Source organism: Streptomyces sp. BPTC-684, assembly GCF_030028635.1.
In the GTDB taxonomy this organism is placed as follows: Bacteria; Actinomycetota; Actinomycetes; order Streptomycetales; family Streptomycetaceae; genus Streptomyces; species Streptomyces noboritoensis.
In genome coordinates this window covers 2,354,078-2,380,447 of sequence record NZ_CP124863.1, presented here as the reverse complement: position 1 = coordinate 2,380,447, position 26,370 = coordinate 2,354,078, and the positions used below count along the sequence as shown (strand labels likewise).

At 72.4% G+C, this 26,370-nt stretch carries 23 protein-coding genes; 7 read left to right on the top strand and 16 right to left on the bottom strand.

Annotated elements, in window-relative coordinates:
• Positions 1-7 precede the first annotated feature (7 nt).
• Positions 8-781, bottom strand: a complete 774-nt coding sequence (locus QIY60_RS10630; protein WP_283142180.1) for a DUF4232 domain-containing protein — start codon at positions 779-781, stop codon at positions 8-10.
• A 356-nt stretch (positions 782-1,137) separates the two neighbouring features.
• On the opposite strand from QIY60_RS10630, the gene QIY60_RS10625 reads away from it, so the two are divergent.
• On the top strand, positions 1,138-2,514 hold the full coding sequence (locus QIY60_RS10625) for a helix-turn-helix transcriptional regulator (RefSeq protein WP_283142179.1): 1,377 nt from the start codon (positions 1,138-1,140) through the stop codon (positions 2,512-2,514).
• Between the two features lie 21 nt (positions 2,515-2,535).
• Here QIY60_RS10625 and argS read toward each other — a convergent pair whose 3' ends face one another.
• The gene (gene argS / locus QIY60_RS10620) at positions 2,536-4,296 is read right to left on the bottom strand and encodes an arginine--tRNA ligase (RefSeq protein WP_283142178.1); all 1,761 of its coding nucleotides are present in this window, start codon (positions 4,294-4,296) and stop codon (positions 2,536-2,538) included.
• Between the two features lie 191 nt (positions 4,297-4,487).
• On the opposite strand from argS, the gene lysS reads away from it, so the two are divergent.
• Positions 4,488-6,224: a lysine--tRNA ligase gene (lysS, locus tag QIY60_RS10615; RefSeq protein ID WP_283142177.1), complete on the top strand. Its 1,737-nt coding sequence runs from the start codon at positions 4,488-4,490 to the stop codon at positions 6,222-6,224.
• A 133-nt stretch (positions 6,225-6,357) separates the two neighbouring features.
• Here lysS and QIY60_RS10610 read toward each other — a convergent pair whose 3' ends face one another.
• From QIY60_RS10610 to QIY60_RS10600, 3 genes are all read right to left on the bottom strand, one after another.
• Complete coding sequence (locus QIY60_RS10610; protein WP_283142176.1) at positions 6,358-7,638, bottom strand: DUF2637 domain-containing protein; 1,281 nt, start codon at positions 7,636-7,638, stop codon at positions 6,358-6,360.
• Positions 7,639-7,774: 136 nt separating this feature from the next.
• Positions 7,775-8,530, bottom strand: a complete 756-nt coding sequence (locus tag QIY60_RS10605; RefSeq protein WP_283142175.1) for a DUF3558 family protein — start codon at positions 8,528-8,530, stop codon at positions 7,775-7,777.
• Between the two features lie 71 nt (positions 8,531-8,601).
• Complete coding sequence (locus tag QIY60_RS10600; RefSeq protein ID WP_283142174.1) at positions 8,602-9,486, bottom strand: DUF3558 domain-containing protein; 885 nt, start codon at positions 9,484-9,486, stop codon at positions 8,602-8,604.
• Positions 9,487-9,721: 235 nt separating this feature from the next.
• Between QIY60_RS10600 and QIY60_RS10595 the strand changes: the two genes are divergently transcribed.
• On the top strand, positions 9,722-10,915 hold the full coding sequence (locus QIY60_RS10595; RefSeq protein WP_283142173.1) for an RtcB family protein: 1,194 nt from the start codon (positions 9,722-9,724) through the stop codon (positions 10,913-10,915).
• Positions 10,916-10,999: 84 nt separating this feature from the next.
• Here QIY60_RS10595 and QIY60_RS10590 read toward each other — a convergent pair whose 3' ends face one another.
• Together QIY60_RS10590 and QIY60_RS10585 are read right to left on the bottom strand one after the other, a co-directional pair.
• Complete coding sequence (locus tag QIY60_RS10590; protein ID WP_283142172.1) at positions 11,000-11,764, bottom strand: SDR family NAD(P)-dependent oxidoreductase; 765 nt, start codon at positions 11,762-11,764, stop codon at positions 11,000-11,002.
• A gap of 102 nt (positions 11,765-11,866) precedes the next feature.
• On the bottom strand, positions 11,867-12,202 hold the full coding sequence (locus tag QIY60_RS10585) for a YnfA family protein (protein ID WP_283142171.1): 336 nt from the start codon (positions 12,200-12,202) through the stop codon (positions 11,867-11,869).
• 67 nt (positions 12,203-12,269) lie between these two features.
• Here QIY60_RS10585 and QIY60_RS10580 point away from each other — a divergent pair, with 67 nt between their 5' ends.
• Entirely contained in the window at positions 12,270-12,908 is a 639-nt protein-coding gene (locus QIY60_RS10580) for a hypothetical protein (RefSeq protein ID WP_283142170.1), read from the top strand.
• A gap of 34 nt (positions 12,909-12,942) precedes the next feature.
• Here the strand turns inward: QIY60_RS10580 and QIY60_RS10575 are convergent, their stop codons facing one another.
• Positions 12,943-14,436 (bottom strand): FAD-dependent oxidoreductase, encoded by a 1,494-nt coding sequence (locus tag QIY60_RS10575; protein ID WP_283142169.1) that lies wholly within the window; start codon positions 14,434-14,436, stop codon positions 12,943-12,945.
• Between the two features lie 101 nt (positions 14,437-14,537).
• On the opposite strand from QIY60_RS10575, the gene QIY60_RS10570 reads away from it, so the two are divergent.
• Positions 14,538-15,116: a TetR family transcriptional regulator gene (locus QIY60_RS10570; protein WP_283142168.1), complete on the top strand. Its 579-nt coding sequence runs from the start codon at positions 14,538-14,540 to the stop codon at positions 15,114-15,116.
• 87 nt (positions 15,117-15,203) lie between these two features.
• Positions 15,204-15,683: a MarR family transcriptional regulator gene (locus QIY60_RS10565; protein WP_283142167.1), complete on the top strand. Its 480-nt coding sequence runs from the start codon at positions 15,204-15,206 to the stop codon at positions 15,681-15,683.
• Positions 15,684-15,716: 33 nt separating this feature from the next.
• Here QIY60_RS10565 and QIY60_RS10560 read toward each other — a convergent pair whose 3' ends face one another.
• The 3 genes from QIY60_RS10560 to QIY60_RS10550 all read right to left on the bottom strand — a co-directional run bounded on the left by QIY60_RS10560 (position 15,717) and on the right by QIY60_RS10550 (position 18,352).
• Positions 15,717-16,460, bottom strand: a complete 744-nt coding sequence (locus QIY60_RS10560) for a Mut7-C RNAse domain-containing protein (protein ID WP_283142166.1) — start codon at positions 16,458-16,460, stop codon at positions 15,717-15,719.
• A 71-nt stretch (positions 16,461-16,531) separates the two neighbouring features.
• The gene (locus QIY60_RS10555) at positions 16,532-17,371 is read right to left on the bottom strand and encodes an NAD(P)H-binding protein (protein ID WP_283142165.1); all 840 of its coding nucleotides are present in this window, start codon (positions 17,369-17,371) and stop codon (positions 16,532-16,534) included.
• A gap of 192 nt (positions 17,372-17,563) precedes the next feature.
• Positions 17,564-18,352: a metallophosphoesterase gene (locus QIY60_RS10550; protein WP_283142164.1), complete on the bottom strand. Its 789-nt coding sequence runs from the start codon at positions 18,350-18,352 to the stop codon at positions 17,564-17,566.
• A gap of 215 nt (positions 18,353-18,567) precedes the next feature.
• Between QIY60_RS10550 and QIY60_RS10545 the strand changes: the two genes are divergently transcribed.
• Entirely contained in the window at positions 18,568-18,999 is a 432-nt protein-coding gene (locus tag QIY60_RS10545; RefSeq protein WP_283142163.1) for a GNAT family N-acetyltransferase, read from the top strand.
• Between the two features lie 621 nt (positions 19,000-19,620).
• Here the strand turns inward: QIY60_RS10545 and mgtA are convergent.
• From mgtA to QIY60_RS10520, 5 genes are all read right to left on the bottom strand, one after another.
• Positions 19,621-22,197, bottom strand: coding sequence for a magnesium-translocating P-type ATPase (mgtA, locus tag QIY60_RS10540; RefSeq protein WP_283142162.1), 2,577 nt, complete (start codon positions 22,195-22,197; stop codon positions 19,621-19,623).
• Positions 22,181-22,543 (bottom strand): metalloregulator ArsR/SmtB family transcription factor, encoded by a 363-nt coding sequence (locus QIY60_RS10535; RefSeq protein WP_283145890.1) that lies wholly within the window; start codon positions 22,541-22,543, stop codon positions 22,181-22,183. Before QIY60_RS10535 ends, mgtA begins: the two co-directional genes overlap by 17 nt.
• Before the next feature lie 154 nt (positions 22,544-22,697).
• A complete protein-coding gene (locus tag QIY60_RS10530) occupies positions 22,698-24,692 on the bottom strand; it encodes an ABC transporter permease (protein WP_283142161.1) in 1,995 nt (664 codons plus the stop codon).
• A gap of 82 nt (positions 24,693-24,774) precedes the next feature.
• Positions 24,775-25,581 (bottom strand): molybdate ABC transporter substrate-binding protein, encoded by an 807-nt coding sequence (gene modA, locus QIY60_RS10525; RefSeq protein WP_283142160.1) that lies wholly within the window; start codon positions 25,579-25,581, stop codon positions 24,775-24,777.
• A 124-nt stretch (positions 25,582-25,705) separates the two neighbouring features.
• Complete coding sequence (locus QIY60_RS10520) at positions 25,706-26,101, bottom strand: helix-turn-helix transcriptional regulator (RefSeq protein WP_283142159.1); 396 nt, start codon at positions 26,099-26,101, stop codon at positions 25,706-25,708.
• Between the last annotated feature and the right edge of the window lie 269 nt (positions 26,102-26,370).

Below are 26,370 nucleotides of genomic sequence, written 5' to 3'. Positions count from 1 at the left end.
GGGTCGGTTACCAGGCGCTGATCGCGCTCATGTCCGACTGCCAGTAGGTGGCCATGGCCTGGGCGTCGACGACGCCGACCGGCTTGGCCAGCGAGGCGTAGGCCGAGCGGCCGACGGACTCCATGCCGACCGCGCCGCGGAAGTACACGACGACCTGGCTGGTCATGTACGGGTCGGTGCCGTCGGGCTCGCCCTGGGTGCGGATCATCGCGTACGCGGACTGGCCCGGGGCGAGCGTGACCACCGACTGCGGGATGGTGTCCTTGTCGACCGGGATCGGCGACTGGGCGTTGGAGAACTTGACCGCCGGGGCGTCGTAGGCGTTGCAGGTCGTCTTGCCGGTGTTGGTCGCGGTCAGCAGGACGTGGTTGATCGGGCGGGAGACCGGGGTCGCGGTCAGCTTGACGTTGGAGCCGGTGCAGGTGACGCGCTTGGCCGAGCCCGAGCCCGAGCCCGAGCCCGACTGGCCGCCCGACTGCTTGCCGTTCGCCTTGGCGGGCTTGGCGGTGCCCTGGCCGCCGGTGGCCGAGCCCGACCCGCCGGACCCGCCGGTGCCGCCGGAGGTGCCGCCCGTGCCGCCCGTCGTCCCGGCCGAGTCGCCGCCGGTCGTGGCGCCCAGGCGGCCGCCGTCCGTGCTGGAGGTGGCGGGCGCCGAGACGGACGGCTTCGACGCCGCCTTGTCCGACTCCTTCGAACCGGAGTCGCTGCCGCAGGCGCTGAGGGACAGCGCGGCGACGAGGGCGGTGGTCGCGGCGGCGGTGATGCGGAGGTTGGTGCGCATGGTGGATCGAGCTCCCCGTTGGTCGGTGCGTGAGTGGTGCGTGCTGAGCGGTACGTGTGTGGCGTGGGTCAGGTGTGAAGGCTGAGGACCAGCGCGACGACCGTGACCACCGAAGCGGCCAGCATCGCGGCGGCCATCGAGTCCGCCAGGTTGACCCGGATGCGGAATCGCATTGCCTGCTCCCCCGGTGGTGCCGGTGTGGCTGGTTGCTGCACCTACCTTGCGGGCCGGGCGGCGGCGATCGCAATCAGCAGGGGACAATGGGGGAAGCTGGAACGGGGGAACACGCTCTGACCTGGGGAAACTTACTTCCCCTGGAACGCGTTTCCGGGACGGACAGGGGAGGGAAACGGCTCGTGGCTACGGCTGAGTCCGAGGATTTCGCGGCGTTGCTCAGGGAGTTGAAGGACCGTTCGGGACGGAGTTACGGAGTCCTCGCGGGCAAGCTCCACGTGAGTACGTCGACGCTCCACCGGTACTGCAACGGTGACGCCGTGCCCAATGAGTACGCCCCCATCGACCGGCTCGCCCGGCTCTGCGGGGCCACCCGGGAGGAGTCGGTCGAGCTCCACCGCCGCTGGATCCTGGCGGACGAGGCGCGGCGCCGGTCACGGGGTGCGGCAGCGGCGGAGGCGGCGCGTCCGGCTGCGTCGGCGGTGACCGCCGGGACCGAGCCGAAGGCCGCCGGGACCGAGGCCGGAACGAGCCCCGCACCCGAGGCGGAGTCCCCGCTCGCGGCCGCCGGGGCCCCCGAGCCGGAACCCGGGGCCGAGCCGGAAGTCGTCGCCGTGGTCACCGACGCGGGCGCCCCGCGCCGTACGTCCCGTATCACCAAGCGCACCCGCCTCGTGCTCATCGGGGCCGCCGTCGTGGCGCTCGCCGTTCCGGCCGTGGCCGTCGCCGCGCTCTCCGGCGGGTCCGGGGACGACGACGGTGGCAAGAGCTCGGCCGTCGCCGATGCCAAGGAGACCGGGCGCACCCTGCCGAAGGCCACGCCCCCCAAGTCCCCCGCGCCCAGCCCGGACGCCTCCTCCGCGAGCCCGTCCGGCAGCGGCAGCCCGTCCGCCCGCACCCCGTCGGCGCCCGCCCCCCGCAAGCACGCCCCGCCCGCCGCCGACCCGCTCGCCGTCGGCGTCAGCTCGTACCAGTGGGACGGGCCCTGCGGGAAGTTCTACCTGCTCGACCAGAAGCCGGGCTCGGTGCCGAAGCCGCCCGCCCCCGAGGAGAGCCGCCCTTGGGCGGGGCTGCTCGGCGGCGTCGACGGAGGGCACCTGACGCTCCAGCTCACCGCGACCGGCAAGACGGCCGAGTCGGTCGTCATCAACGCCGTGCACGTACGGGTCGTGGACCGCGGGGCGCCGCTCGACTGGACCGCGTACTCGATGGGTTCGGGGTGCGGCGGCGCGGTCACCCCGGGCTTCTTCGACATCGACCTGGACGCGGCCCAGCCGCGCACCAAGCCGGTCGGCGGCACGCAGGGCGAGATGAAGGTGCCCGCCACGGACTTCCCGTACAAGGTGTCCACGACCGATCCGCAGGTGCTCAACCTCGATGTGCACACCGACGCGCACGACGTGACCTGGTACCTGGAGATCGACTGGAGCAGCGGCGACCGCTCCGGCAGGATCCCGGTCTACGACAACGGCAAGCCGTTCCACAGCAGCGCCATCAAGGGCCGCCCGGCCTACGAGTACCGGTTGGACACCAACGTGTGGGAGCGGCTCACCACGTGAGCCGCTCCCACACGGGGTCGATCAGAGGCGCTCGGGCGTCCGGATGCCGAGCAGGGCCATGCCCTGGTGGAGCGTCCGGGCGGTCAGGTCGCACAGGAACAGCCGGTTCTCGACCACGTCCTGCGCCGGGCGCGGCTTGATCACCGGGCACTGGTCGTAGAACGTCGTGAACAGCGACGCCAGCTGGTACAGGTACGCCGCCAGCTTGTGCGGCGCGTACTCGGCGGACGCCTCGTAGACCAGCTCGCCGAACGCGTCCAGGTGCAGGCAGAGGGCCCGCTCCGCCGGGGCGAGTTCGAGCTCCGGGTGTGCGGCAGCGGTGTCGCCCTCGGACTTGCGCAGGATCGACTTGATCCGGGCGTACGCGTACTGGAGGTAGACGGACGTGTCGCCGTTCAGCGACACCATCTGGTCCAGGTCGAACTTGTAGTCCCGGTTCGCCGACGTCGACAGGTCCGCGTACTTCACGGCGCCGATCCCGACGTACCGCCCGTTCTCGACGATCTCCTCCTCGGTCAGGCCCACCTTCTCGGCCTTCTCGCGGACGACCGCCGTGGCCCGCTCGACGGCCTCGTCGAGGAGGTCCTCCAGCTTGACCGTCTCGCCCTCACGGGTCTTGAACGGCTTGCCGTCCGCGCCGAGCACCGTGCCGTAGCCCATGTTGTGCGCGGTGACCTCGTCGCCGAGCCAGCCCGCCCGGCGGGCCGTCTCGAAGACCATCTTGAAGTGCAGCGACTGCCGTACGTCGACGACGTAGATCAGCGACGTCGCGTGCAGGTCCCCGACACGGTTGCGGATCGCGGAGAGGTCGGACGCGGCGTAGCCGAAGCCGCCGTCCGCCTTCTGCACGATCAGCGGCACCGGCTGGTCGTCCTTGCCGCGGATCTCGTCGAAGAAGACCACAAGGGCGCCCTCGGAGCGCACGGCGACACCGGACTCCTCAAGGAGCCGGGCCGTCTCCGGCATCAGGTCGTTGTACGCGGACTCGCCGACGATCTCCTCGTCCCGGACCTCCATGTCCAGCTTCTCGAAGACCGAGTAGAAGTAGACCTTCGACTCGTCCACGAACTGCTGCCACAGCTCCAGGGTCTCCTTGTCGCCCGACTGGAGGGCGACGACCCGCTTGCGCGCCCGCTCCTTGAACTCCTCGTCGGAGTCGAAGACCGCGCGCGAGGCCTTGTAGACCCGGTTCAGGTTCGACATGGCCTGCTCGCCGTCGACCTGGTCCGCCGGGGCCAGCTCGCCCGGGTTCTCGATCAGGTACTGGATGAGCATGCCGAACTGGGTGCCCCAGTCGCCGATGTGGTGCCGGCCGATCGTCTGCTCGCCGGTGAAGTCGAGCATGCCGCGCAGCGCGTCGCCGATGACCGCCGAGCGCAGATGGCCGACGTGCATCTCCTTCGCCACGTTCGGCTGGGCGTAGTCGACGACCGTGACGCCCGGGTTCTCCTTCAGCGGCACGCCGAGCCGGTCGTCGGCGGCGCGGGCCGCCAGCGTCTCGGTGATCGCCTTGTCGGTGAGCGTGATGTTGAGGAAGCCGGGTCCGGAGACCTCGATCTCCTTGATCGCGTCGCCCTGGACCTGGTCGACGACCTTGGTCGCCAGCTCGCGCGGGTTGCCCTTGAGCTTCTTCGCGAGCGCCAGGATGCCGTTGGCCTGGAAGTCGGCCCGGTCGCTTCGTCGCAGCAGCGGGTCGGTGGAGCCGGCCTCCGGCAGGGCTGCCGAGAGGGCGTCCGCCAGGCGCTGCTGGACAGTGGAAGCGAGGGAAGGGACCGAAGCCATGGGTTCCGTTTCCTGTCGGTTGGCCGCTCATATCCGGATCTGCTCCGGGATGCGGGCGGGATGCGTTCAAGCCGATTCTCCCACGCGGGCGTCTTCCGTTTCTCCGGGAAAACCGCGCAACCCCGGAGGCGGTGGTTCCGTCTGGGACAATGGGCGGGCCAGCTTCTTCAAGGCGTACGAGAAAGAAGGACGTGCCGACCGTGGCTCAGAGCAGCACCGAGACCGACTGGGTCTCCCGTTTCGCGGACGAGGTCATTGCCGACTCGGAGCGTCGTGCGCCTGGCAAACCGGTCGTCGTCGCGTCCGGCCTCTCTCCCTCCGGCCCCATTCACCTGGGCAACCTCCGCGAGGTCATGACCCCGCACCTGGTCGCGGACGAGATCCGCCGGCGCGGGTACGAGGTCCGCCACCTGATCTCCTGGGACGACTACGACCGGTACCGCAAGGTGCCCAACGGCGTCCCCGGCATCGACGAGTCGTGGGCCGAGCACATCGGCCGCCCGCTCACCTCGGTCCCGGCCCCGGCCGGCTCCGCGTACCCGAACTGGGCCGAGCACTTCAAGGCCGCGATGACCGAGGCCCTGGCCGAGCTCGGCGTCGAGTACGACGGGATCAGCCAGACGGAGCAGTACACCTCCGGCGCCTACCGCGAGCAGATCCTGCACGCGATGAGGCACCGCGGCGACATCGACGCGATCCTGGAGCAGTACCGCACCAAGAAGGCCCCCGCCAAGAAGGGCCAGAAGCCGGTCGACGAGGCCGAGCTGGAGGCCGCCGAGGGCTCCGGCGCGGCCGCCGAGGACGACGGCACGGGCTCCGCGGGCTACTTCCCGTACAAGCCCTACTGCGGTGGCTGCAACAAGGACCTCACCACGGTCTCGGCCTACGACGACGAGACCACCGAGCTCACCTACACCTGCTCGGCCTGCGGCTTCGCCGAGACCGTCCGGCTCAACGAGTTCAACCGCGGCAAGCTGGTCTGGAAGGTCGACTGGCCGATGCGCTGGGCGTACGAGGGCGTGATCTTCGAGCCGTCCGGCGTCGACCACTCGTCCCCCGGCTCCTCGTTCCAGGTCGGCGGCCAGATCGTCTCGATCTTCGGCGGCGAGCAGCCGATCGGGCCGATGTACGCGTTCGTCGGCATCAGCGGCATGGCCAAGATGTCGTCGTCGAAGGGCGGAGTGCCGACCCCGGCCGACGCGCTGAAGATCATGGAGCCGCAGCTGCTGCGCTGGCTGTACGCGCGCCGCAGGCCCAACCAGTCCTTCAAGATCGCCTTCGACCAGGAGATCCAGCGGCTGTACGACGAGTGGGACAAGCTGGAGGCCAAGGTCGCCGACGGCACCGTGCTGCCCGCCGACGCCGCCGCCTACGCGCGCGCCGCCCGCACCGCCGCCGGTGAGCTGCCGCGCACCCCGCGCCCCATGCCGTACCGCACGCTCGCCTCGGTCGTCGACATCACCGCCGGCCACGACGAGCAGACCGTCCGCATCCTCAGCGACCTGGACCCGGCCAACCCGCTGTCCTCGCTCGACGAGGTGCGGCCGCGGCTCGACCGGGCCGAGGCGTGGATCAACACGCAGGTCCCCGCCGACCAGCGGACCGTGGTGCGCGAGGAGCCTGACACCGAGCTGCTCGCCACGCTCGACGACCAGGCCCGCGAGTCGCTGCGGCTGCTCGTGGACGGCCTCGACGACCACTGGTCGCTCGACGGCCTGACCCACCTGGTCTACGGCGTGCCGAAGGTCCAGGCCGGGTTCTCCCCGGACGCCACCCCCAAGGAGCTCCCGCCGGAGATCAAGACCGCCCAGCGGACGTTCTTCGCGCTCCTGTACCACCTGCTGGTCGGCCGCGACACGGGCCCGCGCCTGCCCACGCTGCTTCTTGCCGTGGGCGCGGACCGGGTGAGGAAGCTGCTGGCGGCGTAGTTTCGCCTGCGGACCGTGCTGGGTTGCTCGCGCAGTTCCCCGCGCCCCTGGTAGTTAGGGGCGCGGGGAACTGCGCGCTCAGCCACAGACGGCCCGCAGACGCACAACGGCACCCCCGCGGAGCGCGCCGCGGCTACGCGATGTGGTCCGCCTCAAGCTCCGCGTGGTAGCGCTGCTTGAACTCCGGCATCAGACGGCGCAGCAGCGCCGCCCCGCGCGGATGCGTCACGCCGTGCCCGTCCGCGAGGTGTATCTCCAGCGCCTCGACGTTCGGATAGTCGCTGAGCTCGTTCACGTACTCGACGAAGACCTTGTACGCCATGTCGGCGAACACGGAGTCCTCCGGCTGCCACGACTCCTCGGCCGCCGTCGGCGCCATGTGCGGCAGGTGCTGCTCGGGCGCGCTGCCCAGCGGACGGGTGCGGCCCGGGCCCGCCGGGACCATCACCGGGGTCGGCTCCAGACCCTCGACGTACTGGGGGTCGTACGTGCCCTCGTACGCCTCCGGGCCGAGCTGCTGGGCGGCGAACCAGGGGCTCTCGGCCGGAACGGTCTCGTCCGGCTGAGGCTGCGGCTGCGGGGCCTGCTGCTCCTGGACCTGCGCGGGTACGGGCGCGGGCACCGGCTCGGGCTGCGGCTCGGGCGTGGGTGCCGCCGGGAGCTCGACCGGCTGGGGGGTCGCGCTCACCACGGGAGTCACCGGCGGAGCCGTGGGCAGCAGCGTCGGCTCGATGCCCGCGGCGGCGAGGCCCGCGGGGCCGGTGTCCGCGAGCGGGACGCCGAACTTGGCGAGCCGCAGCGGCATCAGCGATTCGACGGGGGCCTTGCGGCGCCAGGCGCGGCCGTAGCGGGCCTGGAGGCGGGCGCGGTAGACGAGGCGGTCCTGTTCGAGCTTGATGACCTGCTCGTAGGAGCGCAGTTCCCACAGTTTCATGCGGCGCCACAGCTTGAAGGTGGGGATGGGGGAGAGGAGCCAGCGGGTGAGGCGGACGCCTTCCATGTGCTTGTCGGCGGTGATGTCCGCGATGCGGCCCACGGCGTGGCGGGCGGCCTCGACGGCGACGACGAACAGGACCGGGATGACGGCGTGCATGCCGACGCCGAGCGGGTCGGGCCAGGCGGCCGCGCCGTTGAAGGCGATGGTCGCGGCCGTCAGCAGCCAGGCGGTCTGGCGCAGGAGCGGGAAGGGGATGCGGATCCAGGTCAGCAGCAGGTCGAGCGCGAGGAGCACACAGATGCCCGCGTCGATGCCGATCGGGAAGACGAGGGAGAAGTTCCCGAAACCTTTCTTTTCCGCGAGCGCGCGCACCGCCGCGTAAGAACCCGCGAACCCGATCCCGGCAATGATCACCGCACCCGCGACCACCACCCCGATGAGTATGCGATGCGTGCGCGTCAGCTGCGTCGCGGCCACCCGCGATCCCCCTCCGTTGTCGACAACCGGCGCGCAAAGCCTGGCACATGAACACGGAGTCCTGCCCACAGGGGAGGACAGGACTCCGTATCGAGCCCGGCTCGTTACCGGCCGCTGCTGCTGAAACCGGCTGCCGCTACTGCTTGCCGCCGTTGGCCGTGACCACCGAGGCCACCGCCTCCTTGGCCGCGCCCTGCGCGTCCTTCATCAGATCACCGGCGTCCGGCGCGTCCGCGCCCTGGTAGCCCGCGCCGTTGTAGTCGAGCACGACCACCGCGTTCGCCGTACGGGCCACGATCACCGCGTACTTGAAGTCCTCGTCGGTCTTGTGCAGGTCGTAGCTGATGGCCGTCGCCTCGTCGCCGATGCCGCTGACCGGCGTCGCCTTCACGTTCTTGGCGCCGTCCGCCGCCTTCGTCGAAGTGAGCAGACGGGCGTACTCCTTCGCCGCGCGCTGGTCGCCGCTGCCGATCGCCGCGTCCGAGCCGTACCGCTTGAACGAGACGTCCAGCCAGCGGTACTGCGAGCCCTTCACGCCCTTGTCGTCCAGGCCGTTCCACGAGCAGGTGCCCTGCGAGGCCACGTCCGTCGACTTGCCCGCCGTGCCCGACTTCGACTTCGCCTTCGGCACCAGGTTGTCGATCGTCTTCTCCGCCAGCGCCTTGCACGGGTCGGGCAGCTTGGCGTACTTGGCCGGGGCGACGGACGGCGACGCGGACTGCTTGCCGCTCGGCGTGGCGGCCGAGGACGAGGACCCCGAGTCCTTCTTCTTCTCGTCGCCGCCGGAGTCCGACGAGCAGCCGGCGGCGACGAGCATCACGGGGACGGCGGCGCAGGCGAGCACACGGGCGAGCCGCGTGCGCGGGGCGGTGGCGGGGGCGGGTCGGTGCATGGTTCTACGCGTTCCTTCGCTGGTCGCTGCTGGCTGGTCGCTCATGAGGTCGCTCACTCGGCCCGGCGGGCTCAGTCGCCGAAGAGCTCGGCGAGCTTGGCGGCCAGGGCCTGGGTCTTCTCCTGGAGTTCCTGGCTGTCGGGGGCGGCGGCGTCCGGGGAGCCGGGCTGTTCCGTGTACTCGACGGTCACGATCACATTGGACGTACGGAAGACGACGGTGACGGTACGGCGCTGGGCGGCCGACCCGCTCGCCGTGAGCGCGTCGTCCAGATACGCGGCGTCGCCGAGCCCGGTGAGGATACGCGGCTGGAGCCCGTCGGGGGTGGTGGCGGGCGGGCCGGAGGAGGCGGGCGGGGTGGTGGGGGCGGCGGGGGAGGCGGCCTGGCTCTGGACGCGCAGCCCGGTGGAGGGGGTGCCGGAGGGCTTGCCGCTGGGGGTTCCGCTGGGGCTCCCGTGGGGGGTCGCGGACTTGCCGGCGCCGCCCGGGCGGGGGGTGTCCTTGCCGCCGTCCTTCGGGGCGGGCAGCTTGGCGGCCGACTCCTTCTTCCCGTAGACGGCCTTCGCCCGGTCGTCGTCGCTGACGGCCGGGTCGTACGACACGACCCGCTCGAAGTCGACGTACAGCCGGTGCACCCCGTCCGGCGCCTCGTCCTTCCAGCGGCAGCCCACGCGCCGGTCCGTGTCGTACGTGAGCTCCGCGGCCCCCGCGTACGCCTTCGCCTTCTGGTCGTCCGGCAGGTCGGCGGCGCCCGGCAGCATGTCCTTGAGGACGCCCTTGTTCACGGCCCGGCACGGCTCGGGCAGCGTGCGGTACCGGCCGGGCGGCGCGGCGGCCGCCTTGGGTACGCCCGCTTTGGAGTCCGTGTCGGTGCCGTCGGTGCCGGAGCCCGAGGAGCAGCCCGCGACGAGCACCACGAGGAGCGCCACACCCGGCACGTACGCCTTTCGCTGCACGGTTCCCAGGCTCCTTTCGGGAGAAAAGCGGTTGCCGCCGGAAGGCGGCGGCTGGACACAATGTCTATCGCACGCGCTGCCGTGAACGCCGGTCCACTGTCCTGTTTGTGGTCTTTGGTGACGGTTTTTGCGCACCAGGCGCATGATGGCGCAAAGGAATGTTTCGGGAAAACCAGTCAAATCACCCAACTGGGGTGACTGTGGAGACTCGGGAGACTCGGGGGAACGAGGAATTATGTCGTACGTAGAGGTGCCGGGCGCGCAGGTTCCGATCCGGATGTGGGCGGACCCGGCGACGGTCGAGGACGGCGCGATGCAGCAGCTGCGCAACGTCGCCACGCTGCCGTGGATCAAGGGCCTGGCCGTGATGCCGGACGTCCACTACGGCAAGGGTGCGACGGTGGGCTCGGTCATCGCCATGCACGGCGCGGTCTGCCCGGCGGCGGTCGGGGTCGACATCGGCTGCGGCATGTCCGCGGTCAAGACGTCCCTGACCGCGAACGACCTCCCGGGCGACCTCTCCCGCCTCCGCTCCAAGATCGAACAGGCCATCCCGGTCGGCCGCGGAATGCACGACTCCGCAGTAGACCCGACCCGCTTCTTCGGCTTCGCCACGGCGGGCTGGGACGACTTCTGGGGGCGGTTCGAGGGGGTGGCGGACGCGGTCAAGTTCCGGGAGGAGCGGGCCGTAAAGCAGATGGGAACGCTCGGCTCCGGAAATCACTTCATCGAGTTCTGTCTCGATCAGTCGGATTCGGTCTGGCTGATGCTGCACTCCGGATCCCGGAACATCGGCAAGGAGCTGGCCGACTTCCACATCGGCGAGGCTCAGAAGCTCCCGCACAACCAGGGCCTGGTCGACCGCGACCTGGCGGTGTTCATCGCGGACACCCCGCAGATGGCGGCGTACCGGAACGATCTCTTCTGGGCGCAGGAGTACGCGAAGTACAACCGCGCGATCATGATGGCGCTCTTCCAGGACGTGGTCCGGAAGGAGTTCAAGAAGGCGAAGGTGGCCTTCGAGCCGGTGATCAGCTGCCACCACAACTACGTGGCGGAGGAGCGGTACGACGGCATGGACCTGCTGGTCACGCGGAAGGGTGCGATCCGCGCCGGTTCCGGCGACTACGGGATCATCCCGGGCTCGATGGGTACCGGCTCTTACATCGTGAAGGGCCTCGGTAACGCGGCGTCCTTCAACTCCGCCTCGCACGGCGCGGGCCGCAAGATGAGCCGGAACGCGGCGAAGCGGACGTTCACGACCCGCGACCTGGAAGAGCAGACGCGGGGCGTGGAGTGCCGCAAGGACTCCGGCGTCGTGGACGAGATCCCGGGCGCGTACAAGCCGATCGAGAAGGTCATCGACCAGCAGCGGGACCTCGTCGAGGTCGTGGCGAAGCTGAAGCAGGTCGTGTGCGTGAAGGGCTGAGGCGCTGAGGCGCTGAGGGGCAGAAGGACCGAGGGGGGCGTCGGGCAGTGGTCCGGCGACCCCCTCAGCCGTGGTGCCCGCGGGCTACAGCTCCCGGTGGACCTTCGTGTTGGAGGCCTGGGCTCGGGGGCGGACCACCAGGAGGTCGATGTTGACGTGCGGGGGGCGGGTGACCGCCCAGGTGATCGTTTCCGCTACGTCGTCGGCCGTCAGGGGCTCCGCCACGCCCGCGTAGACCTTCGCGGCCTTCTCGTCGTCGCCGCGGAAGCGGGTCGTGGCGAACTCCTCCGTCTTCACCATGCCGGGCGCGATCTCGATCACCCGGACCGGGCGGCCCACGATCTCCAGGCGCAGGGTCTCGGCGATGACCCGGGCGCCGTTCTTCGCGGCGACGTAGCCCGCGCCGCCCTCGTACGTGGCGTGGCCCGCCGTCGACGAGAGGACGACCACGGTGCCGTCGCCGGACGCGTCGAGCGCGGGCAGCAGGGCCTGGGTGACGTTGAGCGTGCCGATGACGTTCGTCTCGTACATCTGGCGCCAGTCGGCCGGGTCGCCGGTGGCGACGGGGTCGGCGCCGAGCGCGCCGCCCGCGTTGTTGACGAGGACGCCGATGGTGCGGAAGGCGCTCGCGAAGGCGTCCACGGCCGCGCGGTCGGTGACGTCGAGGGCGTACGCCGTGGCCTGGTGGCCCGCCTCGTTGATCTCGGCGGCCAGCGCCTCGATGCGGTCCTTGCGGCGCGCGGTGAGCACCACGCGGTAGCCGGCGGCGGCCAGTTGCCGCGCGGTGGCGGCGCCGATACCGCTGCTCGCGCCCGTGACGACGGCGATGGGGGTCCCGGTGGCGGTCATGGCGTACTCCTCGCGCGAATGATCGGAATGCGGTCAGGATAGGCCGGGCGGGTGTGGGCCGGGCGCTGAGGTCTCCCGTTGCCGGGCAGGGGCGTGCTGTCCTCAGCGGCCGCGTGGCGCGTACACGATGACCGCCATCCCGGCCAGGCAGATCAGCGCCCCGGTGATGTCCCAGCGGTCCGGGCGGTAGCCGTCGGCGACCATGCCCCAGGCCAGCGAGCCCGCGACGAACACTCCGCCGTACGCGGCCAGGATCCGGCCGAACTCGGCGTCCGGCTGGAGGGTCGCCACGAACCCGTACACGCCGAGCGCGATCACCCCCGCGCCGATCCAGATCCAGCCCCGGTGTTCCCTGACGCCCTGCCAGACGAGCCAGGCCCCGCCGATCTCGAAGACGGCGGCGAGGAGGAACAGGAGCACGGAGCGGGCGACGAGCATGGGGACAGCGTGGCACGTATCGGGGTGGCAACCCGGGAATATAAGCCGTTAAAGGTATCTTTCGGGCATGGTTGGGATGCGTAGGGGGCTGAAGCGGTTCGAGCAGTTCAAGCGGCTTAAGCCGTTCACGGGAGTCTCGGTGGGGGTCGCCGCCGCGCTGGTGGCGGTGTGCGGGCCGTCGGCCGGAGTGGCCCATGGCGGCGCCGCGCACGGTGGTGTGGGCGATCCCGTGGGGCGCATGGGTGTCGGGATCGAGCCCGTGCTTGCTTCGCGCGGCGGCCTCGGTGCCGGGGGCGCCCCGGTCGCACCGCCCGTGCCCGGCGCCGAGGCCGATCTCGCCTACCACGGGCACGTCTCCCTCTGGGCCGGGCGCGTCGGTGTGTGGGTCGAGCCGTCGAACCACGGGCCCGCCGCCGTCCCGGACACCACTGTGCGGCTGCGGTTCTCCGCGCCGCTCGCCGGCGCCGAGCAGCTGCCGCCGGGGTGTCTGCGCGGCAGTCCGGAGACCGTGCTGTGCTCCACGGGCGCGATGCGGGCCGCCGGGGCGGGGCGGCCGATCGCGCTGGACCTGCGGGTCGCGGGCAGCCCGGCCGAGGTCGTCGTGAACATCAACACCTCCTGGAGCGGTGGCGCGGGCGACCGCAACCCGGACAACAACACGCACCGGGTGCTGGCGCCCGCCACGGGGGACAAGTACGCGTACTGAGCGGGATTCCGGGGGCCTCGGCCTGTCCAGCTGCTTACGCCCGCCCCGCCGCGACAGCCCTCCGCTCGCCCGTCCAGTGGCGCAGGGCCTCTTCTAGGGCGGCGGTGTCCGGGCTCTCGCTCGCCCACGCCACGTACCCGTCGGGGCGGACCAGGAGCGTGGTGCGGCGGGCGCCGTTCCAGTGCGCCCGTATGAGCCGCCGCGCGGGTGACGTGTGTCCCTCGCCAGGTGTCACCAGGACGAACTCGCCCTCGCGCAGCAGCTCGTACAAGCGGCCCTCCGCCAGCGCCAGGTCGGGGACGCGCGTCCCCGTGAGGCGGTGGGCGCCGCGCCCCGCCGGGTAGGCGATCCCGATGCCGCTGATCCGGCCCATCGCCTTGTCCCGCGCGGGCCGCACCCCGTTCAGCAGGCGGGTCACGAGGGAACGGGCCGTGCGCTGCACGGGGTTGTGCGCCATGGCGAGGCGGACGATCGCGCCGCTGGTGCGCAGCACCGCCGCGCCGACGGGGTGCCGCTCCTCGTGGTAGCTGTCGAGCAGCGCCTCGGGTTCGCAGGTGTCGCCGCGCAGTACGGCGGCGAGCTTCCAGGACAGGTTGGCGGCGTCCTGGATGCCGGTGTTGAGGCCCTGTCCCCCTGCGGGGGAGTGGACGTGCGCGGCGTCGCCCGCGAGGAAGACGCGGCCCGTCCGGTACCGGGGGACCTGGCGCTCGTCGCTGTGGAAGCGCGAGAGCCAGCGGGCGTCGTGCATGCCGTAGTCCGTGCCCAGGGCCTGGCGGGTGATCTCGCGGACGTCGTCGAGGTCGATCGGGGCGCTGTCGGGGACCTGGTGCTTCCTGTTCCACCCCATCACCCGGTGGTAGCCGTCGCCGAAGGGGACGATGAAGGCGAACGCCTCGTCCGAGCCCGCCACGCTGAGCGATCCGGTGGGCTCCTCGGCGAGCTTCACATCGGCCAGCACGATGGAACGGATCACCGAGGTGCCGGGGAAGGGCAGGTCCAGGGCGTGGCGCACGGCGCTGCGCACGCCGTCGGCGCCGACGAGGTAGCGGGCGCGGAGGCGGGACCCGGCGCGGTCGCCGCCTTCCTCGGCTCCCCTCACTTCGGCCGTCACCCCGTCCTCGTCCTGCCGCAGGCCCAGCAGCTCCGTCTCGTGGCGGAACTCCACCCCCGCCTCCCGCGCCCGGCGTTCAAGGAGGCGCTCCACCTCGTACTGCGGTGTCACCAGCAGATACGGGAAGCGCGAGCGCAGGCGGCCGAGGTCGAGGGAGAGGTGGCGGAACAGGCTCATCCGGTCGACCGTCGTGCCGGTGGCGAGCAGCTCGTCCGCCAGGCTCCGGGCGTCGAGCAGCTCCAGGGTGCGGGCGTGGACACCGAAGGCGCGCGTCATCGTGCTCGTGCCGCGCGGGCGGCGCTCTATGAGCGTGACGCTCAGGCCCGCCGCCGCGAGGTCCCCCGCGAGCAGCAGCCCGGTCGGGCCCGCGCCCACGACGAGAACATCGACAGGGGTGGTGTCGGTGGTGCTGTTCATAGCGACCTCCTCGGTGCCAACGCTTGTTGGTCAACGCTTGTTGGCAAATGTAGAGTCGTCGGGTCTGGCGTGTCAACACCTGTTGGCCTACAGTTGTTGACATGACGACCGACGCCCCCGCCGCCGGGCCCCGCCGCTCCGACGCCACCAAGGCCGCGATCCTCGAAGCCGCCCGCGAGCGCTTCGCGGCCGACGGGTACGAGCGCGCGACCATCCGCGCCATAGCCCGTGACGCGGGCATCGACCCGTCGATGGTGATGCGCTACTACGGGAACAAGGAGGGCCTGTTCGCCGCCGCCTCCGAACTCGACCTGCGCTTCCCGGACCTGGGCGCACTGCCGGACAAGCACATCGGGGCCGTCCTCGTCACCCACTTCCTCGACCGGTGGGAGGGGGATGACGTGCTGACCGCGATGCTGCGCGTCGGCGTCACCAACGCGGCCGGGGCCGAGCGGATGCGGGCCGTCCTCGGCGACCAGCTGGGGCCGGTCGCGGCCGGTGTCTGCCCCGACCCCGCCGACGCGCCGCGCCGCGCGGCCCTGGCCGCCTCGCAGATGCTCGGGATGGCGCTCGCGCGGTACGTACTGAAGTTCCCGCCCGCCGTGGAGATGACCCGCGAGGAGGTGGTCGCCTGGCTCGCGCCGACCGTGCAGCGCTATCTCACGGCGGAGACGCCCTGACGCCGCCGCGCGCGTACGCCACCGCGCGGGCAACGGAGTACGTCGGGTCGGCCCCCGGCGGAGGCCCCTGCGTCGTACAATCTCTGCATGCCGCAGAAGAAGGACGGCCGGGCCCGTCTCATGACCGAGCTCGGCGTCGAGTCGCGCCGCTACATGGCCTCGTACGCCCTGTTCAACCAGGCGCTCGCGGACCATCTGCGGCTGCACCCCACCGACCTCCAGTGCCTCAACCTGCTGGGCCTGGAGCCCGGGCCCGTCACCACGGGGCGGATCGCGGAGCTGACCGGGCTCACCACCGGGTCGGCCACCCGGCTCGTCGACCGCCTGGAGAAGGCCGGATACGTCACGCGCAGGCGCGACACCGAGGACCGGCGCAAGGTCCTGGTCGAGGCCGTGCCCGAGCGGATGGCCGAGCTGGGCGCGGTGTGGGGGAAGCTGAACGGGGCGTGGTTCACCATGTTCGACGCGTACGGCGACGGCGAGATCGAGCTGCTCATCGCCCATATGCGGCGGACGGTGGAGCTCTCCGGGGCGCAGATCGAAAGGCTCAGGAGCGGGCGGTTCTGAACCGGCGTACGACTCAGAGGGTCTGACGAGACGTCACTGCCGGCCCGTCGCCGCCCCGCCGAACTCCGCCATCGCGTCCTCGACGATCGCCTCCAGGCGGGCGTGGTGGGCGCCGCGCCAGTACACGCGCTCGCACGCCGTGCACTGGGCGAAGACGTCGTACGCACTGCGCGTCCCGTGTTCCAGGAGCTCGCGGACGGAGTCCTTGTCGGCCTCCCGGAGCGGCGCGTTGCAGGCGGTGCAGCGGGTCCACGGGGCGAGGGCCGGCGCGAACCGCTCCAGCACGTCCCGGAGTTGCTCCTCGGGGCGGTGGCTGTACACGTACGCGCCCGCCCAGAGTTCGCGGCGCCGCAGCAGCCCGCGGTCCCGGGAGAGCAGTACGCGCCGTTCGGTCGCCGAGAGCGTGGCGAGCGCGGGGTCGCCGATGTCCTCGCTCTCGTACGCCGCGTCGACGCCGAGGAGCCGCAACCGGCGGGCCAGCGTGCCCAGATGGACGTCGAGGAGGAAGCGGAGCGGGGCGCCGGGGACCTGCTGGGGGCGCTCGACGGCGTACACCTCGACACTCTCGTCCGCGCGCGGGATGTGCGAGACGGGCACCTCGTGGCCGTCGACGAGCAGTCGGCCGACCTCGGTCAGCGGGACGCCGAGCGACTCGACGACGTGGCCGAGCGTGGACGAGCCGTCCGTGACCACGGCCGTACGCCCCGCGCGGCGCTCCGCCGGGACGAAGAGGTGCAGCTCGGGGGCGAATCGACAGTGGATCTCCGGTCCGTTCACGACGCCAGGATGCCATCGGGTGGCAGGTGGGAGCCACGTATTTGGGCGGGCCGGGGAGGCGTACCGGCGGGCTACGGGCGGAACGCGTCGGCGTTCTCCGCCGCCCAGGCCGCGAACGTACGGGACGGGCGGGCCGTCAGTTCCTCGACGCCGCGCGTGACGTAGTCGGGGCGCCCGTCGTACGAGGCGAAGTAGCCGAGCAGCGCGTCGGCGACCTCGGCGTCCATGTACGCGGCCATCGACTCCTTCCACGCCTCGGGGCTCACCGTCTCGACGGCGATCTCGCGGCCGGTCGCGGCGGCGAGCGCGGCGATCTGCTCGGTGGCGGTGAGGGATTCGGGGCCGGTCAGGTGGTACGCGGCGCCGCGCAGCCGGGGCTCGGCGAGCACCGCGTACGCGGCGTCGGCCACGTCCGCCTCGTGGATGGGGCTGGCCTGGGTGCCGGGGTAGGGGAGGGCGACCGTGCCGGTGGACTTGATCGACCAGGCCCAGCCGGCCGCGTTGCCCGCGAAGGCGCCGGGCCGCAGGAACGTGGCGTCGATGTCCGAGGCCTTCAGGGCCTGTTCGACGGCGAGGTGGTGGCGCGCGATCGGGTTGCCCTCGGCGCCGGCGTACAGGACGGAGCTGGAGGAGAGCAGCACGATGTGCTCGACCCCGGCTGCGTTCGCCTCGGCGAGGAAGGCGCCGATGTGCGCGGGATTGGCGTACAGGAAGACCTGGCGGGCTCCGGCGAGCGCGGCGGGGAAGGTCGCCGGATCGTCGAGGTCGAGCCGTACGGTTTCGACGTCCGGGGGCAGATCGAGCTTCTCGGGGGCGGCGGAGGCGGCGCGCACGGGGGTGCCGGCGGCGCGGAGCAGGGAGATGAGGGTGGAGCCGACGGTGCCGCGGCTGCCGGTGACGAGGACGGTCATGGGTTCGGTTCGCCTTCGGGTGAGGTTCGGGTGAGGTTCGGGTGAGGGAGGTGGGTGGGTTCCCGGTGTGTGGGATGCGTTTCGCAGGAACTGTGTTTCGCAAAATCTGCGTCACGCAGATAAATATCCGCGAAGAAGGCCCACCGGTCAAGTGGATTCCGGTGGGCCTTCGCCGGCGCGTGGCTGCGCGGGTTACTCGGCGGGTTGTGTGTCGGGGCGCTCCACGACCCGGAAGTGGCTCATGATCCGCCGGTCCTCGTCGAGGACGTGGAAGGCGACCCCGGGCGGCGAAACGATGTTGACCAGGTCTTCTCCGGTCTCCCACGGCATCCGCAGCGTCGACGTCACGCCCGGCGCGATCAGCAGCGGCAGTCCGGCGAAGGTGGTCGCGGCGGAGGTGTGGGCATGGCCGACGAGTATGGCGGGCACCTGGGTGCGCCCCGCCAGGAGCTCGGCCAGCCGGTCGGCGTTGGAGAGGTTGATCGAGTCCAGGTACTCGTGGTGGATCACGGTCGGCGGGTGGTGGAAGGCGATCAGCGCCGGGGTGTCGCCGAGCGTGTCGAGCGTACGGGCCAGCCACTCCAGGGTGCTGTCCTCCAGGGCGCCCCCGTCCTCGCCGGGGATCGTCGAGTCGCACATCAGGATCGCGTAACCGCCCACCCGGTGCAGGCGGTTGACCGGTGCGTACGGCTCCGGGGCCGTGCCGCCCGGCTCGCCCGGCAGGTCGAGCAGGCCCTTGCGGTACGCGGCGCGGTCGTCGTGGTTGCCGGGGCAGGTGAGGACCGGTGCGTCGATGCGGGCGAGGAGTTCGGCGGCCTCGGCGTACTCGGCCGGGGCGCCGTGGTCCGCGATGTCGCCGGTGACCAGGACGGCGTCCGGGCGGCGGGACATCGCGTTGATGTACGTGACGACCCGCGCGGCGCGTTCGGCGGCTCGCGCGCCCCCTTCGAGGTGCAGATCGCTGATGTGGGCAAGCAGCACGGGAATCCCCCCTGGATGACCTGATTGACCTGGTTCGCGTGGCGGGTGAGCCACCTGGGTAAGCTCGCGAGCTAATGGTTGAGTCGCTTGCTTCCATTAGGACCCTTGGACTCTAGGGGGTGCCCGGCGGTCCGTACAAGGGCCGATCGCGGGTCGGTGGCCCGGTCCGGGGGCGGCACTGGTCGGCCGGGGCGCGGCGCGCCTACAGTGCTCTGATGAAGATCATCGACCTTGAGCCGGGCGATCCGCGCCTGGTGGACGACCTGCTGCCGGTCCTGCGCGAGCTGCGCCCGCACCTCACCGAGGAACTGTTCGGCGAGATCTACGCCGAGGGGTACGGGCAGGGGCTGCGCTTCTCCGCCGCGTACGGCGAGGACGGGGTGTGCGTGGGCGCGGCCGGGTGGCGGATCGTCGCCACGACGGTCGCGGTGCGCAAGCTGTACGTGGACGACCTGGTGACGGCCGAGGGGGCGCGGTCGCGGGGCGTCGGCCACGCGCTCCTCGCCCATGTCGAGGGGATCGCGCGGGCCGCCGGGTGCACGTCCCTGAACCTGGACTCCGGTACGCACCGGACGGATGCGCACCGCTTCTACTTCCGTGAGCGGATGGCGGTCACGGCGTTCAACTTCGACAAGAAGCTGGGCTGAGGGGCGGGTTGGCGGTGCCCTAGCTGAGGGGCTGCCCTCCGAGCGGCTGCTCCCTGAGAGGCTGTTCTCCGAGCGGCTGCTTCCCCAGGTCGAGGCACCAGTCGTTGGACTTGAGCGGGTGGCCCGGCGGGTACTCGAACTCGACGGGCGACTGTAGGTGGGGGGTGTGACAGTGGGGGTCTTCCCCGCCCCGCCCCTTCCCGAAAGCCCTCCGGCGGGCGGCCGGAGGCTTCGCCCCGGGCCCCGTTCGTCTGCGGGCCGGGGCGAAGCTGGTCGCGCAGTTCCCCGCGCCCCTAAAGACAGAACGGGGCCCGGCCACATTTCAGCCCCTCCGGCGTTTGAGGAGCGGAGCCCTGAAGCGGGGGCAGGGGCCGCAGACCCCGCCCCGCAGGGGCGCGGGGAACTGCGCGACCAGCCACAGACGCCTCGCAGACGAACGGGGCCCGGGGCGAAGCCTCCGGCAACCCACCCACTCCCTGCCCGGGGTCCGGGGCGTAGCCCCGAAGCGGGGTGCAGGGGCCGCAGGCCCCGCGAGGGGGTCTGGGGGCGTAGCCCCCGGGAGAGCCACCTCCGTCCCCACCCACCCCCGGAGGGTTAAGGGAACGGGCGGGGTGGGGGAAATCAGCGGCGGACCCGGCCCCACCACCCCAATCCCCCCGCGTACAACCCCAACACCACTCCCACCAACGGGTAGTACACCGCCGGCAGCGCAGCCATCCCCAGAGCCGTGCCCAGGGGTGTCAGCGGCAGCAGCAGGCCCGTCGCCGCGAGGGCGGACGCCGCCAGGGGGACCGGGCCCCGGCCGCCCCGGCCCGCGCGGAGCAGCAGCATCACCAGCGCCTGAGTGAGCAGGTTCTCCGTGAACCACCCGGTGTGGAACGACGCCTGGCCCTCCGCGTCGCTGCCCGCCCGCACCGCCCACGCCAGCACCGCGAACGTCGCGAGGTCGGCGGCGGCGTTGAGCAGACCGAAGCCCGTGACGAAGCGCAGCACCTCGCGCGGGCGCAGCCGCAGCGGGCGGCGCAGGGCCGCCGGGTCCTGCCGGTCGTACGCGAACGCCAGCTGCGCCGCGTCGAAGCACAGGTTCTGCACCAGGACCTGCGCCGGGAGCATCGGCAGGAACGGCAGCAGCAGCCCCGCCGTCAGCATCGCTATGACGTTGCCGAAGTTGGACGACAAGGTGATCCGCAGGTAGCTGGCTATCGTGCCGCCACTGCGGCGGCCCGCCGCGATCGCGTGGTCCAGGGACGTGAGGTCCTTCGCCGCGAGCACCACGTCCGCCGCCTCGCGCGCCACGTCCACCGCGTCGCGCGGGCAGATCCCGACGTCCGAGGCGCGCAGCGCGGGCAGGTCGTTGACGCCGTCGCCGAGGAAGCCGGTGACATGCCCGCGCTCGCGCAGCACCCGCACGATCCGGGCCTTCTGCCCGGGCGTACAGCGGGCGAACACCGTGGTACGGGCGGCCAGTTCGGCCAGGGCGGCGTCCGTCAACCCGTCGGTCCGCTCGGCGGTGACCACGTCACCCGGCGCCAGGCCGAGCTCGCGGCACGCGCGCGCGGCCGTCCCCGGGTGGTCCCCGGTGAGGACCTTGACCTCGACGCCGCTGCGGGCCAGCGCGGTCAGCGCGGCGGCGGCCGTCTCGGCGGTCGCGTCGCGCAGCCCCACCAGGCCGACGAAGGTGAGCCCGCGCTCGTCGGCCGTCGTGTACGCGCGCGTCCGCGCGGGCCGTTCGCCGAGCGCCACGGCCAGCACCCGCAGCCCGTCGTCGGCGCGGGCGGCGGCGAGCGCGGTGATGCGGGAGCGCTCCCCGGCGCCGAGCGCGCACCGCTCCAGGACCTCCTCGACCGCGCCCTTGACGATCAGGGTGTGGCTGCCGAGGCGGTCCGGGGTGCGGACGACGGCGGTGGAAAGGCGGCGCACCGGGTCGAAGGGGAGGGCCGCGACGGGGTCGTGCTCCAGCGCGTCGAGCCCGCCCGGCAGCCGCTGCTCGGCGGCGTCGAGGAGGGCCTCGTCGAGGGCGTCGGCGGCCGGCACCTCGGCGAGCTGGAGCGTCCACAGGCTGTTGGCGGCCGCCCAGCGCAGCACGTCGGGGTCCTCGGCGCCGGACGCGTCCAGGGCGCAGTCGAGGACCGGGCGGTCCTGGGTGAGCGTGCCCGTCTTGTCGACGCAGACGACGTCGACGGCGCCCAGGTCGTGCAGCGCGGGCAGCCGTTTGACGATCACCTCGTGCGTACGGGCCAGGGTGGCCGCGCCCCGGGCCAGCGCCGTGGTGACGATCACCGGCAGCATCTCGGGGGTCAGCCCGACGGCCACCGCCACGGCGAACGGCAGGGTCTCCAGGCCGCGCCCGCGCAGCGCCGCGTTCGCCATCAGGACGAGCGGCGGCGTGAGCAGCATGAATCTGATCAGGATCCAGGAGATGCCGTACACGGAACGGTCGAAGGCGGTCGTACGGCGGTCACCTCCGCGCACTTTGCCGCGAGCCGCCTCCCCGTGGACCGCCCCGTCCCCGCCGTACGCCGTCGCGAACCGCGTGTCCGCGCCGGTCGCGACGACCACTCCCGTACCGCTGCCGGAGGCCACACTGCTGCCCTGGAAGCACAGCTCCGGGCGGTCGAAGCCGGCCCCGTCCGGGGACGGCTCGTCGGCCGGGTGCTTGCGGACCGGGGCCGACTCGCCGGTCAGCGCCGCCTGGTGCATCGTCAGCCCGGTCGCGCGCAGCAGCCGCAGATCCGCCGGGACCAGGTCGCCCGGCCCGAGCCGGACCACATCGCCCACCACCACCTGGTCCACCGGGATCTCGCGCGGCGCCGGGTCCGCGTCCGGGCCCGCCCGGCGCACCACGGTCGCCGTGGTCGCCACCAGCTCGCGCAGCCCGGCCGCCGAGCGGTCCGCCCGGTACTCGCCGGCCGCCCGCAGGACGCAGCTCACCGCCACCAGGACCGCGATGACGGCCGCCGTGCCCCACGCCGCGACCAGCGCCGACACCACGGCGAGCGAGGCGAGCACCGCCGTGAACGGGTCCCGCAGGCTCCGCACCAGCCGCAGCGGCCAGGACGGGGTGCGCCGGGTGGGCAGCACGTTCTCGCCGTCGCGCGCGAGGCGGGCGTCGGCCTCGGACTCAAGGAGGCCGCGCGGCCCGGATTCGAGCGCGCGCAACACCTGCAGCGGGGTCCGCCGCTCAGGCGCCCAGGTCACGGACGAGTCCCGCGGTCGCGCCCGCCCCGCGCCGGTCGCCCAGGCGCGCCACGAGCCAGCGCACCAGCTCGGCCACCTCCGGGTCGTCCACCAGGTAGACCACCCGGCGGCCCTCGCGGCGGGAGCGGACGAGCCCGGCGAGCTTGAGCTTCGCCAGGTGCTGGCTGACGGCGGGCAGCGCCCCGCCGACGCGCTCGGCGAGCCCGGTCACGTCCGACTCGCCGTGGCTGAGCGCCCAGACGATGTGCAGCCGCGCGGGCGAGGCGAGCAGCCCGAAGACCCCGGCGGCCTCGCCGAGCACCTCGGCGGACGGGTCGGCGGACGCGTCGCCCGACGAGCTGGTCAGCTTCTTCACCGGCGCCTCCTGCCCGTGTCCGTTCCGTACGTACTCGCCCTCGTGATCACGTCACGTACGCGAGGAAGTCAGGCGGCCAGTCTAGGCGGGGCCACTGACAGCGAGCCTTGCCGTCGGCTCCCGCCCCCGTGCCGAGCGGCGCGCTCTACAGCGGTACGAGCGTGACCTCCGTCGCCTTCACGCTCGACCAGACCGCCACGCCCTCCGCGAGGCGCAGCTCGGCCGCGGCCTGCGGGGTGATCTCCGCGACCAGGTCCGGGGCGTGGGGCGAGCCGATCAGGACGCGCAGCCGGCTGCCGGTCGCGGTGATCTCGCGGACCGTGCCGGGCCAGGTGTTGCGGGGGCTGCCGCCGGGCCGGTCGCGGTGGACCGAGACCGACTCCGGCGCGATGATCGCCAACGCGCGGCTGCCGGCGGGCAGTTGCTCGGCCGCGACGATCCGGCCGCCGCCGGGCAGCGCGAGCCCGTCCGCGCCGGCCTCGCCCGGCCAGGCGTTGCGGCCGAGCATCCGGGCCACCCACGGGGAGCGGGGGTGGCGGGTCACCTCGGCGGGCGGGGCGTCCTGGAGGGCGCGGCCGCCGTCGAGCACCAGGACGCGGTCGGCCAGCGACACCGCCTCGACCGGGTCGTGGGTGACGATCAGGCAGACCCCGCCGAAGCCGTCGAGGTGGGTGCGCAGGGTGTGGCGCACGCGCGCGCGGGTCGTCTGGTCGAGGGCCGCGAGCGGCTCGTCGAGCAGGAGCAGCCGGGGCCGGGCCGCGAGCGCCCGGGCCAGCGCGACCCGCTGGGCCTGGCCGCCGGAGAGCTGGCCGGGCCTGCGCTGGGCGAGGCGGCCGACGCCGAGCCGGTCCAGCCACGCCTGCGCCTCCCGCCGGGCCTCGGCGCGTGCGACGCCCTGGGCGCGCAGCCCGTACGCCGTGTTGGCGAGCGCCGTCATGTGCGGGAACAGCGCGCCGTCCTGCGGCACCCAGGCGACCCCGCGCCGGTGCGGCGCCAGGCCGGTGACGTCCTGGTCGCCCAGGCGCAGTGCGGCACGCGCGCGTGGGGTGAGGCCGAGCAGGGCGCGCAGGAGGGTGGTCTTGCCCGCGCCGTTCTCGCCGACGACGGCGATGGTGGTGCCGGGCTTGGCCTCCAGGGTCAGCTCGGTGAACCCGCTGACCTCGGCGTGCAGCGCCCAGCTCCCGGTGGGGGAGGGGGACCAGGGCGCGTCGGTGGGCGCGGGCTCGTCGGACTCGTACGCGCGGCTCTCCTCCGTACCGGGGCTGTCTTCCGTACGTAGTACGGATACGGGACGTACGGACACGGAACGCGTTCCGCCGCCCGTCCAGCGGCCGCGCAGGGCGACCAGGACCGCCATCGCGATGGCGAGCAGCAGCAGGGAGACCGAGGTCGCGGCCTCGGGGGAGTTCTGGAGCAGCAGATAGACCTGGAGGGGAAGGGTCTGGGTGGTGCCCGGGAGGTTGCCCGCGAAGGTGATCGTGGCGCCGAACTCGCCCAGCGCGCGCGCCCACGTCAGCGCGGCCCCGGCGGCCAGGCCCGGCGCGACCATCGGCAGCGTGACGGTCAGGAACACCCGGAACGGGGAGGCGCCGAGGGAGGCCGCGGTCTCCTCGTAGCGGGGGCGCAGCCCGCCGAGCGCGCCCTCCAGGCTGATCACCAGGAACGGCATGGCCACGAAGGTGGCGGCGACGACCGCGCCGGAGGTGTGGAAGGGCAGCGTGATGCCGAAGGTGTCCTCCAGCCACGGCCCGAGCAGCCCGCGCCGCCCGAAGCCGAGCAGCAGCGCCACACCGCCGACGGTCGGCGGCAGCACCATCGGCAGCAGCACCAGCGAGCGCACCAGCGCCTTGCCGGGGAAGTCCACGCGCGCGAGGAGCCACGCCAGCGGCACCCCCAGCAGGAGGGAGAGGCCGAGTGCCCAGAAGGAGACGAGGAGGGACAGTTTCAGCGCCTCGGTGACGCCGGGGCTGCTCAGATGCGTACCGAGGTCGCTCCAGGAGGTGCGGGCCAGGATGCCGACGAGCGGCATCAGCAGGAACGCCACGGCGAGCAGCGCGGGCACCAGCAGGGTGACGGGGGCGCGCAGGCCGCGGGAGCGGGCGCCCGGACTCCAGTGGTGCGACCGGCTGCTGTTCTTCATCGCGGCTTCCTGGGGCTTCCTGGGGTGGTGCGGGGCCGCCCGTTCCGTCCCCCGCTCGGAACGGGCGGCCCCGGCAGGGGGGTTACGGCTTCTGGAAGCCCGCGTCCTGGAGGATCTTCTGCGCCTCGGGGCCGCTGAGCCACTGCACGAACGCGGCCGCCGCGCCGGCGTTCTTGGAGGCCTTCAGGGTGGCGGCCGGGTACTGGGCGACCGCGTTCTGCGCGTCCGGGATCTCCACGGCGTCGACCTTGCCGGTCGCGCCGGCGGCGTCCGTCTTGTAGACGATGCCCGCGTCGGCCTCGCCGAGCTCGACCTTGGTGAGGACGGCCCGTACGTTCGGCTCCTGCGAGACCGGCTTGACGGTGATCTTCTGCGCGTCCAGGACCTTCTTGCTGTAGCGGCCGACCGGCACCTCGGGCGCGGCGAGCACGACCTTCAGCTTGGTGTCGGCCAGGTCCCCCAGCGCGCCGACCTTCTTCGGGTTGCCCTTGCTGGTGGCGATGACCAGCCGGTTCCTGGCGATGACGGTGGCCGCGCCGGTGTCCGACTTGAGGCCGTCCATGGTCTTGGTGTCGGCGGTGACCAGGGCGTCGGCAGGAGCGCCCTGCTTGACCTGGGCGGCGAGCTCCTGCGACCCGGCGAAGGAGAACGTCACCTTGGTGCCCGGGTGCTCCTTCTCGTACGCGGCGCCCGCCGTCTTGAAGACGTCGGTGAGCGAGGCGGCGGCGAGGACCGTGAGCTTGGCCGCCGACGCGCCGGTGGAACTCTTCGCGGTGCCCGGGTCGTTCTTCTTGTTGTCGTCGTCCTTGCCGCAGGCGGCGAGGGGGACGAGCAGGGCGGCGGTGACGACGGCGGCCGCGGCGCGGCGCCGGGCGAGGAAGGGGGCCATGGGGGCGGATCTCCTTGGGTGCTGAGCCGCGCCGGTGACGGCGACGCCGCTGGGAACGTGGACGTGGACGTACTGCGGGGACGTACGGCGACGTCCCCGCGTGGGTGTGTCCTGAGCGGTGTGCTTAAGCGCGGTCGATGTGCACGCTGGTCGACTTCACGCGGGCGGTGGCCTGCATGCCGACTTCGAGTCCCAGCTCCTCGACGGCCTCCCGGGTGAGCAGCGAGACCAGCCGGTGGGGACCGGCCTGGATCTCGACCTGGGCGGCGACGTCGCCGAGCTTCACGGCGGTGACGATGCCCGGGAAGGCGTTGCGGGCGGAGGTGTACGAGACGTCGTCCTCGCCGGTGCCGTTCTGGGCGACCTCGACGGAGAACGCGGCCAGGTCGCGGCCGTCGATGAGACGGCGGCTGCTGTCGTCGCGGTGGGTGGCGACGCGGCCCGCGTCCGCCCAGCGGCGGGCGGTGTCGGGGCTGACCCCGAGCAGGCGGGCGGCCTGGCCGATCGTGTAGGACTGCATGTGCCACAAGATAGGCCAGATCAGGCCGCATTTACAGATGCTTTGGGTGTATGCACATCGCAGATGAGATATCCGATGGAGGAACCTCCAGGGGGAGTACGACCCGGGACGACCGCCCCCCCGACAGGGGACTTTAGTCTCTGTTTGCCATTGCTTTACCTACGCTTGGATCTTGCTCGGTAGTTGAAACCGGATCTTGCTCCCCTGGTCTTCCGTCGCGCCCCCGCGGATGACTGACGGGCGCTCAGGGGGCGGATCGTGATCACGAG

Excerpts from the sequence above, each read along its gene's own strand:
- QIY60_RS10630 (WP_283142180.1), bottom strand. The coding sequence starts at position 781 with ATGCGCACCAACCTCCGCATCACCGCCGCCGCGACCACCGCCCTCGTC.
- argS (WP_283142178.1), bottom strand. The coding sequence starts at position 4,296 with ATGGCTTCGGTCCCTTCCCTCGCTTCCACTGTCCAGCAGCGCCTGGCG.
- QIY60_RS10605 (WP_283142175.1), bottom strand. The coding sequence starts at position 8,530 with ATGCACCGACCCGCCCCCGCCACCGCCCCGCGCACGCGGCTCGCCCGT.
- QIY60_RS10595 (WP_283142173.1), top strand. The coding sequence starts at position 9,722 with ATGTCGTACGTAGAGGTGCCGGGCGCGCAGGTTCCGATCCGGATGTGG.
- QIY60_RS10590 (WP_283142172.1), bottom strand. The coding sequence starts at position 11,764 with ATGACCGCCACCGGGACCCCCATCGCCGTCGTCACGGGCGCGAGCAGC.
- QIY60_RS10585 (WP_283142171.1), bottom strand. The coding sequence starts at position 12,202 with ATGCTCGTCGCCCGCTCCGTGCTCCTGTTCCTCCTCGCCGCCGTCTTC.
- QIY60_RS10580 (WP_283142170.1), top strand. The coding sequence starts at position 12,270 with ATGGTTGGGATGCGTAGGGGGCTGAAGCGGTTCGAGCAGTTCAAGCGG.
- QIY60_RS10575 (WP_283142169.1), bottom strand. The coding sequence starts at position 14,436 with ATGAACAGCACCACCGACACCACCCCTGTCGATGTTCTCGTCGTGGGC.
- QIY60_RS10570 (WP_283142168.1), top strand. The coding sequence starts at position 14,538 with ATGACGACCGACGCCCCCGCCGCCGGGCCCCGCCGCTCCGACGCCACC.
- QIY60_RS10565 (WP_283142167.1), top strand. The coding sequence starts at position 15,204 with ATGCCGCAGAAGAAGGACGGCCGGGCCCGTCTCATGACCGAGCTCGGC.
- QIY60_RS10555 (WP_283142165.1), bottom strand. The coding sequence starts at position 17,371 with ATGACCGTCCTCGTCACCGGCAGCCGCGGCACCGTCGGCTCCACCCTC.
- QIY60_RS10545 (WP_283142163.1), top strand. The coding sequence starts at position 18,568 with ATGAAGATCATCGACCTTGAGCCGGGCGATCCGCGCCTGGTGGACGAC.
- QIY60_RS10530 (WP_283142161.1), bottom strand. The coding sequence starts at position 24,692 with ATGAAGAACAGCAGCCGGTCGCACCACTGGAGTCCGGGCGCCCGCTCC.
- modA (WP_283142160.1), bottom strand. The coding sequence starts at position 25,581 with ATGGCCCCCTTCCTCGCCCGGCGCCGCGCCGCGGCCGCCGTCGTCACC.
- QIY60_RS10520 (WP_283142159.1), bottom strand. The coding sequence starts at position 26,101 with ATGCAGTCCTACACGATCGGCCAGGCCGCCCGCCTGCTCGGGGTCAGC.